General features: G+C 60.4%; 6 protein-coding genes and 6 pseudogenes. 6 read left to right on the top strand and 6 right to left on the bottom strand.

The window, feature by feature from the left end:
* Positions 1–546: HlyD family type I secretion periplasmic adaptor subunit (locus AB4Z43_RS29225; RefSeq protein ID WP_441940145.1), on the top strand; the 546-nt coding region annotated here is incomplete at its 5' end.
* Positions 547–559: 13 nt separating this feature from the next.
* Here the strand turns inward: AB4Z43_RS29225 and AB4Z43_RS29220 are convergent.
* A complete protein-coding gene (locus AB4Z43_RS29220; RefSeq protein ID WP_441940151.1) occupies positions 560–856 on the bottom strand; it encodes a hypothetical protein in 297 nt (98 codons plus the stop codon).
* A gap of 31 nt (positions 857–887) precedes the next feature.
* On the opposite strand from AB4Z43_RS29220, the pseudogene AB4Z43_RS29215 reads away from it, so the two are divergent.
* Positions 888–1,048: pseudogene (locus AB4Z43_RS29215) on the top strand (IS66 family transposase); the annotation flags it as partial.
* A gap of 155 nt (positions 1,049–1,203) precedes the next feature.
* Here the strand turns inward: AB4Z43_RS29215 and AB4Z43_RS29210 are convergent.
* The 3 pseudogenes from AB4Z43_RS29210 to AB4Z43_RS29200 form a co-directional block, all read right to left on the bottom strand.
* Positions 1,204–2,106, bottom strand: a pseudogene (locus AB4Z43_RS29210) (IS66 family transposase); the annotation flags it as partial.
* Between the two features lie 92 nt (positions 2,107–2,198).
* Positions 2,199–2,478: pseudogene (gene tnpB / locus AB4Z43_RS29205) on the bottom strand (IS66 family insertion sequence element accessory protein TnpB).
* 846 nt (positions 2,479–3,324) lie between these two features.
* Positions 3,325–3,390 (bottom strand): annotated as a pseudogene (locus AB4Z43_RS29200) (DNA ligase); the annotation flags it as partial.
* Positions 3,391–3,982: 592 nt separating this feature from the next.
* Between AB4Z43_RS29200 and AB4Z43_RS29195 the strand changes: the two are divergent.
* The 3 genes and pseudogenes from AB4Z43_RS29195 to AB4Z43_RS29185 all read left to right on the top strand — a co-directional run.
* Positions 3,983–4,039: pseudogene (locus AB4Z43_RS29195) on the top strand (hypothetical protein); the annotation flags it as partial.
* A 25-nt stretch (positions 4,040–4,064) separates the two neighbouring features.
* Positions 4,065–4,289 (top strand): hypothetical protein, encoded by a 225-nt coding sequence (locus AB4Z43_RS29190; protein ID WP_441940143.1) that lies wholly within the window; start codon positions 4,065–4,067, stop codon positions 4,287–4,289.
* Between the two features lie 621 nt (positions 4,290–4,910).
* A pseudogene (locus AB4Z43_RS29185) lies at positions 4,911–5,816 on the top strand (caspase family protein); the annotation flags it as partial.
* Positions 5,817–6,787: 971 nt separating this feature from the next.
* On the opposite strand, the gene AB4Z43_RS29180 reads toward AB4Z43_RS29185, so the two are convergent.
* Positions 6,788–6,997, bottom strand: coding sequence for a hypothetical protein (locus tag AB4Z43_RS29180; protein WP_441940141.1), 210 nt, complete (start codon positions 6,995–6,997; stop codon positions 6,788–6,790).
* An 84-nt stretch (positions 6,998–7,081) separates the two neighbouring features.
* Between AB4Z43_RS29180 and AB4Z43_RS29175 the strand changes: the two genes are divergently transcribed.
* Positions 7,082–7,618 carry an inorganic diphosphatase gene (locus AB4Z43_RS29175; RefSeq protein WP_441940139.1) on the top strand — a complete coding sequence of 179 codons (537 nt, stop codon included), beginning with the start codon at positions 7,082–7,084 and terminating at the stop codon, positions 7,616–7,618.
* A 133-nt stretch (positions 7,619–7,751) separates the two neighbouring features.
* Here AB4Z43_RS29175 and AB4Z43_RS29170 read toward each other — a convergent pair whose 3' ends face one another.
* Entirely contained in the window at positions 7,752–8,057 is a 306-nt protein-coding gene (locus tag AB4Z43_RS29170) for a DUF1236 domain-containing protein (protein WP_441940137.1), read from the bottom strand.
* Between the last annotated feature and the right edge of the window lie 108 nt (positions 8,058–8,165).

Below are 8,165 nucleotides of genomic sequence, written 5' to 3'. Positions count from 1 at the left end.
GACGCCCGCGAACTTCTCAACAAGGCAAAGCTTCGAAACCAGTTGGTCGAGTTGAAGAGCCAATCAGACGCCATCGTTCAATCSGTGGCAAAAGTCTCYGTCGGCTCGGTCATGCAGTCAGGGGAGCGCTTTATCACGCTGGTGCCGGCCGACGCGCCCCTTGAGATCGAGACAAACATCGTTGGCAGGAGCAGCGGTTTTGTGCATGTCGGCGACCCGGTGGTCATCAAGTTCGACACCTTCCCCTATTCGCAATACGGCCTCGCCCATGGAACTGTGCGGGCACTCAGCCCAGATTCCTTCTCGGCACAGGAGCAAGCGCGCGATCCGAACAGTTCCTTGGCCATGCTGCCTTCCGACGCCGAGCCATTCTATCGCACGCGGATCTCCATCGACCAGGTCGCCCTCCACGGCGTACCCGCCGGTTTCGCCGTCAGCCCTGGCATGCCGGTGACCGCCGACGTAAAGGTCGGCCGCCGCACGATACTCAAGTACATTCTCGGCGTCATGCTCCCGATCGGCCAGGAGGCAATGCGGGAGCCTTAGAGTACTGGAGGGATCAGAGGCTCGGATCGATGACAATCCTGGATCGGCTGACTGGTCTGGCCTTCCCGGCGGCGGTGTTGCGTCGAGCGATCAAGCTTGCTGAGTACCCATCCGGTGAAGACCGCACACGTGCGTATCCGGCGGCCATGAGCACTGCGGTGCTGGGGTCAAGCTTTCGATGGGGAGACGCGATGATATTCTTCGAGGAGGACTTTGGCTTCCTCGACGTCTCGATCATCCAGCGCTCGAGCTCGGTGACCAGCGGCGCGCTCCGCTCTTGGCGTACGGTGTGGCGTTGGCCTGGCGACAGGCCGTTGATCTCGCGCTCGATATCGAACAGGGCATCGATGCGTCTGCACGGCGACGATACGACGGTTACGGTCCTGGCCAGGGCAAGACCGATACCGGCCGATTATGGACCTATGTGCGCGATGACCGACCGTTCGGCGGCGCCAACCCGCCGGCGGCGGTGTTCTATTATTCCCGCGATCGCCGAGGGGACCGCGGCGCTCTCCAGGACCTGACCCTCGGTCTTGAGCCCGAGGACGGCGTCATCTGGGTGTACGGCGCCAACGATGACGACGGAACCTTGGCCTTCACGCTTCGCTGACACCGAGGTCCCGGGCGACATGTTCGACGGTGTAGACGTGATGCACCTTATTGCGCTGCATGATCAGGCCGCCGCTGGTTGGTCCGCAGTTTTGCGGATCTCCAATTCCACGGCAGCAAATCATCGATCCGATGTGCCGGATAGGCGGGCAGTCGGGCGAGGACGTCGGCGAGCCAGGCCTGAGGGTCGAGGTCATTCAACTTGTCGCTGACGATCAGGCTGTAGAGAACGGCAGCGCGCTGTCCGCCGCGATCGGAACCGCAGAACAGCCAGGACTTTCTGCCGAGAGCGATGCCGCGCAGGGCTCGCTCGGCTGCATTGTTCGACAGGCAAATCCGCCCATCGTCGAGGAACCGGGTGAAGGATGACCAGCGGCGCAGCATGTAGTTGCAGGCCTTGCTCAGATCGTGTCCGCGCGAGAGCTTGTCGCGCGCCGGCGCCGACCTGGTCGGCGAGCGTCGACAGGCTGAGCGGCACGCCTTCGCGGGCATAGCGTTCAGCCTGGCGGTTGAGCGGCTGATGCTGGCCGAACTTCTCGAACAGGATCATCGCCAGCAGGCCAGGACCGGCCCAGCCGCGCGGGGTGGCGTGGAACGGCGCCGGAGCCTGGCTGATCGCCTCGCAGTCGCGGCAGGTGAACTTCTCCCGAACATGTTGGATCACCTTCCATTGCCGCGGCACCACCTCCAGGGTCTCGGTGATGTCCTCACCCAGCTTGCGCAGCCGTGACCGCCGCAGCAGTGGCAAGCGGCCGGCGCTGGCTCGACCACGCGTTCGCGCGGCAGATGCTCGGGAAATGGCTGGCGCGCCGGTCGTTTGCGCACATAAGGCGCCACCTCGGTGGTCCGGGCTGCGGCCTGTTCGGCGGCGATCTCGTCTTCGGTCGCCGTGCTCTCGAGTTCCTCGAAGGTGAGCTCCATCTGGTCGTGCAGGCGGGCTGAACGTTCGGAACAGCATCCTGGGCGGTGGCAACCATGTCCCGGAGTGAAACATAAAACGCGCCCGCTGACTCGCGCAAAATGGCGCAAACTCAAAGAAAAACTCAGCCCGCGCGCTGGGGGCGGAACGTGTGGCGCGGGTTGCGCCAATCGATCCCGTCAAGCATGTGGGCGACCTGCGCCGGTGATATGGAAACCGTACCATCCGCCGGCGACGGCCAGAGAAACCGGCCCTTCTCGATCCGTTTTGCATACAGCGACATGCCGAGCCCACCATGCCAGATAATCTTGATCAGATTGCCGCTACGGCCGCGGAAGATAGAGATCGCCGGCATGCGGATCCCGGCCCAACGTCTCCTGAACCTGCAGAGCCAGGCCCTGCATCCCGCGACGCATATCGGTCCGGCCGACCGCCAACCAGATCCGCACCTGGCTCGGAACCGGGATCATCAAACGCCAAGCGCCTTCACCATAGCCGCCGCCAGCGTCGGTGGCGTGGCCAGCGGAATCCGCAGCCGCACCTCGCCGGCGATCTCCAGCTCGATGACCGCTGGTTACCGGGCCATTGCTCGCGCAAGGCGGCCCTCGCCGGAGGCGTACCTTGCTGACAGCGGCAAGGCCGCTGACAATGGAGGATGCAATATCGATGCAAGGATCCACTCTAACACGCAAAGCTGCCCGCGCCTGACATGGGTCGACTTGGGTAAGAAGTCACTCTTGAGGTGCAAAGGCTTCTATGGACTATGAGAGCCATCTTTGACGACGAACGTCCTCCTGGCCTGCTGCCGGTTTGCTACGGAAGACCGCAAAGCGCCTAAGCAGGGGCACGCTTGCACGAGACGTCATTGATCGGCACAACGATTGGCGCTCTGGTTGTTTGGTTTGATAGGCGGGGCGACAAACGGTCGTGTCCCATCAGGTGGTGTAGCTCTGGGGTTACGAAGCCGCTCGCGAGCGCGCCGTTAGTAGCGCTGTAGCGAGTGAGCGGCGTGTCGATGGTCATCGGCGCTTTCCGGTAGGGTTTGGTTGTTGACCCCAACCCATTTCGGAAGGACCACCGATGACCGGCGACACGATGAACCTACGCAGGCTCGTGGAGAAGACCCCGGATGCCGATCTGCTGCGCGAGATGATCGGCTTTGCCGCCGAGCGGCTGATGGAGATGGAGGTGGCGAGACCGTTCGCCGCCTTTGTTAGGTCTCGATATTTCGCTGTCCAGTCGAGGCGACGCCTGGTGAAGATGCGCAAGCCGCCCTCGTCTCGGACAATCTGCGATCGGTACCCGTCAAATTTCACCTCGTGAATCCAGCTATCCCCCCCTCGGGAGGCTTATCAACCAGGGTCGGCATCAACGGCGGGATGAACTTCAAACGCATCAGCTGACTCACGAAAACGCGATTCAAGCCGCGAGCCTGCAATCGGTTCCGAAACATTTTAGCCAACTTGAATGTTTAAACTGCTGCCTTTTGACGAAACGGTGGGACGACTGGCGCGAGGCCCGCGAGTTGGCGACGAAATCACGGTGACCGCCATCTTGAAAGTGATGGAGGATGGCATATCGAGTGTGAGCGTGCCCACCTAAAATTTCCCACTCCGAGAGCGAAAGCCGGCGAGAAGGTCGAGATCAGAGGGTTTGCCACGCGCGTAGATGGAGAGGATGAAAAGCTCACCGCCCGAATCGATGGGGGCGGCTTGGTCACGGTAGACGTCGAATCAATTGCGGACTTCGACCTCCCGGGTCGCGGTTCGTGAGTAGCGCGCAGTTTTGTCGGCCAGGAAGGTAACCAACAATGGCAGACGACAAAAGCAAGCGTGATTTCCGCGACCGTGACCGTGTCTCCGCCGACAAGATTACGAGGTCGCCTATTTTGCCAAGCAGCACCGCGTCACGCCCGAGCAGGTGCGGGAGTTGATCAGCGCATGGGGAACGACCGCAACACGCTAGAGCGTGAGGCGAGAAAGCTGCGCGGTTGAAGAGCGATCCCGACTGCCGCGCCGCTCTGCAACTAATCAGAAGGATGATCGAGGAGCATTGCCCGCCCGGTGTGCTGCCGAGTGAGGAAGCAGTGCTCGGGCTCTACGGGCCAATATTGCTTGGCGAGGCCGAAGCGCTGGCGCGCGCTGTCGTGCTTTCCGTCGAGCGGCTGCGCCTGGAAGCGAGCGTGAAGCCGCCAGCGCGGAGCATCAAGGCGTAGCGATGCGACAATGTTGCACCGGGGCACGAGGCCGACTCCCTTGCATTTTAGCTAAGTTGAATGTGAGGATGGTCATGAAAATTCGAGCGGGGCTCATGACTACAGACCTATTTCTGACCGCTGTCGCGGCATTCTCGATACTCGTCCCGCTGTATTTCATCCTGAAGTGAGGCATTAGCCCTTTAGCATAAAAAGAAAAAGATCGGATGGTTGGGACTCCGGCGGCCTCCCTGCATGGTGAGAAATTGAAGGCACTCGGCGATTCCAAATAAGCCACGGCTTTCGCTAGCGGTATGGTGGCGGGTTATGTCCCGCCATCATCATGTAAGGCTGATTTCTTCTGACGTCCGCTCGATACCGATTCATAGACATACAGGCGGCGCCCGATCCGGCGCCGCTGCAGATCGCATCACGTCGGGGTAACCAAAACCGCTTTTTTCGGACGAAGTTGTGCCGCAAGCGCGCGAGATTTAGCGCTGTCTGGGAAACATTCCTGTCTTTGCAGCGTTGTTGTTCGTATGGAGGGCGGATTGTAATGCGGACTCTCCAAAAGTTCCTCGGCATCCTTGTCGCGCTCGGTGTTTTTGCGAGCTTTTTGCGACGGGAGCGCTCGCGCAAAATGAAAAGCGCCTGGCCTTTGTGATCGGCAACGCCGCCTATGAGGCCGGTGCCCTCGCAACGGAAGCCAACGATGCTGGCCTGATCGCACAGACGGCAGGGTTCGACGTGGAGGGAGCGCGCGATGTCGACCAGGAATTGCTGCGGGGCGCGTTCCGCGATTTCCTTGCCAAGGTCACCGCAGCCGGTCCTGACGCGGTGGTGTTTGTCTATCTGGCTGGCCATGGCGTGCAGTTTGAAGGCGAAAACTATTTCGTTCCGGTCGATGCCCAGATCTCGAATGCCGCCGATGTGCCGATTGCCGCGGTGCGGGTTTCCGATCTCACCAAGCCGCTCGCCGCGCTGCCGACAAAGGTCAACATCATCGTGCTCGATGCGGCAGGGCCAAATTCCTTCGCGCAGTCGAAGCAGCCGCTCGCCCGCGGCCTCGCGCTGGTCGATCCCGACCCGAAGAAGCTCATCGCCTTCAATGCCGCTCCTGGCACGGTCGCGCCCGAGGGCAAGGGCCCATACGGCGCCTATGCCCAGGCGCTGGCCGAGATGATGCGCGAAGGCGGCTTGTCGCTGGGGACGTGTTCGACCGGACGCGGTTAGCGTCAACGAAGTGACTGCAGGAGCGGAAGTGCCCTGGAACGCCTCGAAGATCACCGAGCCCTTCGTCTTCTTCGATCGTGCTCCGGATGCTCCCGCGCCCAAGGACTCGGCGGCGGAGGCCCGGACGATGCGGACCAGGCCGATCCGCGACTTCGACGCGCGCGACGCTTATGTCGCGGCCCTCGATCGCGATACGATGCGCGGCTATGAGATTTCATCGGCGCCTATCCGCGCGATCCGATGGCCAAGCGCGTGCGCGCCATCCTGGCGGCGCGGCGGGAGGCGATCACCTGGCGACAGACCTGGATTACCGACCCCGACAATCCGTTCAAAGCACCCATTTGCACAAGACAAGCACGGAACCGGGAACCTAATCGCAGTCGCATTATTGTAATTTAGATAGCGACGTCTGTTCGGGAGCTATCGCGATTAAGCAGCAGAAGGAGCGACTTATGTCCAAGCGTCATCGTCCCCCTGATCTGTTCTTCGCCCGCCGTTTTTATGTCATCCCGTGGCCGGGATGAGCATTCCTTCCGCCAGGTTTTCATCACGCACCCCGCTGGCTCCGGCCGGCGGGGTTTCATTTCGAGGTGTCCCAGGGGGCCATCAGCACGGGACGTCCCTTGCCTAGCTAACGCAGGTGAGAACTGGGTTCTTTTGCAGTCCCGACCAAGCGTGTTTCTCGCGGAGAGGGCATTCTCTGAACCGAGCTCGCCTTGGTGGAACATCTTCAACGCAAAGGATTGGCCGTGATGGCCGATCACAATCGGTGGTCCTGGCTGGTATGTTGTGGTTGCGTCGATAAATGGTCCGTTGGCAACCGCCGTCGTGTTGTAGGTGCCAGGACCTTGGACAACAGCTATGTTGCTCATCCGAGGCACCGTTGTAGATGATGTAGCTATCGAAGCCGGCCTTTAGAGTAGCAATAGCCGCCTCCTTTCCACGACCTTGGATGCTCGCGCTGGCGCCGCTCTCGACTGGACAATGCGGTATCTTTGAAGTCTGGACAATGCTTGCCGAGGCACACAGCTTGATCGAATCCCCTTCCGATTCCGCAGCCGACGCACCCGTCCTTTGCGGTCACCGCCCGAACCTTGCTCCCGGTGGCATTTGCATCGGTGAATGATGCAGGGGAACGGGTCGCCATGGAGTGCATCCGCCACCTCATTGACCGCACTTGAGACGCTGGAAAGCATTTCCGGCGTCCGGGCCGAAAGATTCACCGGGGCGAGCCCCGCGGTGAATTGAGTCTCCCTTGCGGGGTCCAGCCTTCATCCCGACGCCATCTATTTTCCTTCCCGACGCTTTTCGATTTCGTACGTAAGCCATCGACAGAACATGCCAGCAAGTGACGCCGTGACGCCGACGAGCAGACAGGCGATCAGTAGTGGGCTTTGCGAGGCGCTCTTCCAGCTCACTATGGCGAGCAGGACAACGCTGAACGTTGAAATCAAATAGCCCACGCCCTTGAGCAAGTGCAAAGCGGTTTTTGTCATCCTGGGACCTTCCTTCGCGGCTCCTCGGAACATTCTTGGCCTCCCGAAGTTCCAGAGCCGGCTCACAGTTTGGAGGCGTCTTGCATGCCCGACTTTCTAAAGCTGCCGACGAGGAAGGATGGCTTGATCAGGGTGGTGGTCGAAACCCCGCGGGGTGCGGCTGCAAAATTAGCCTATGATCCCGCGACTAGGGTTTTTGGCTACGTCCGGCCCCTGCCGGTTGGAATGAGTTACCCGTACGACTGGGGCTTTGTCCCCTCGACGTTGGGCGAGGACGGTGATCCCCTTGATGGGCTCGTGATACACCAAGCTTGTACCGCGCCAGGGGTAGTCATCAAATGCCGCTTGCTTGGTGCGCTGCGTGTCAAGCAGAAGGATCAAGGTGGCGAGCCCCTACGCAATGATCGTTTCATCTTCTGCCCTCAAAAGGAGGATGCCGAAGACGAACCAGCAACCGCAGGCGAAGTGCCCGAACACCTCAGGCGGGAAATCGAGCAATTCTTTCTCTCATCGGTGCTCGGCACCGGCAAAACTATCAAGTTTAAGGGCTGGCAGAGCGCAGACGAAGCCCTAAAAGCGATAAGGAAGGGTACGAAAGCCTTCTCTGGCCGGCGGGGTTGATGGAAAACCCACCTCGTATCGAGTCCGCAGTTTTTCCAAAGGCCGGACCATTCGGTCTACGTCATGGCCGCCGGTGTTGGTGGGGGCCATGACGGGATGGCATGCGCAACAAGCGCAGACCGATAAAAAGCGCTTAGTTGTCGTCCAACACCTGCACGACCTCACGAGTGTCCGGATCGACGAGGACCGTTCTGCCCTCGATGACGGTGTATCTGTATTTTTCTTTCGGCACTTCGCGCAACTCCACCTGGTCGTCGAGCTTGGTGCCGACGTTCAACTCGACGCCCGGGAGCTTGATGGAGGCGATCGGATTTTTATGGACGTATTCTCGGTAGACCTTCTGGTCCTCGGGTTTGACGATAATGGTGTCCGCCATTGCAATGCCGACGCCCGACATCAAAAAAGTCGTAGCTGCCAAACTGGTCACATATTTTTTCATGGTTTTCTCCTTTCCAGGGCGATTTCAATAAAGTCGCCAGGGATATAAGGAGCGGGCCCCATCTTTGTTCCCGTCGTTCTGAGACCTCTCGTGAGGCCGGGGGGCAAC

Origin of the sequence: Mesorhizobium sp. 2RAF45 (assembly GCF_052115225.1) — a bacterium.
In the GTDB taxonomy this organism is placed as follows: Bacteria; Pseudomonadota; Alphaproteobacteria; order Rhizobiales; family Rhizobiaceae; genus Mesorhizobium; species Mesorhizobium jarvisii.
Note: the sequence above shows the minus strand (reverse complement) of the source record. Positions and strands in the feature narration are given on the sequence as shown.

Excerpts from the sequence above, each read along its gene's own strand:
- AB4Z43_RS29175 (WP_441940139.1), top strand. The coding sequence starts at position 7,082 with ATGCCCGACTTTCTAAAGCTGCCGACGAGGAAGGATGGCTTGATCAGG.
- AB4Z43_RS29180 (WP_441940141.1), bottom strand. The coding sequence starts at position 6,997 with ATGACAAAAACCGCTTTGCACTTGCTCAAGGGCGTGGGCTATTTGATT.
- AB4Z43_RS29170 (WP_441940137.1), bottom strand. The coding sequence starts at position 8,057 with ATGAAAAAATATGTGACCAGTTTGGCAGCTACGACTTTTTTGATGTCG.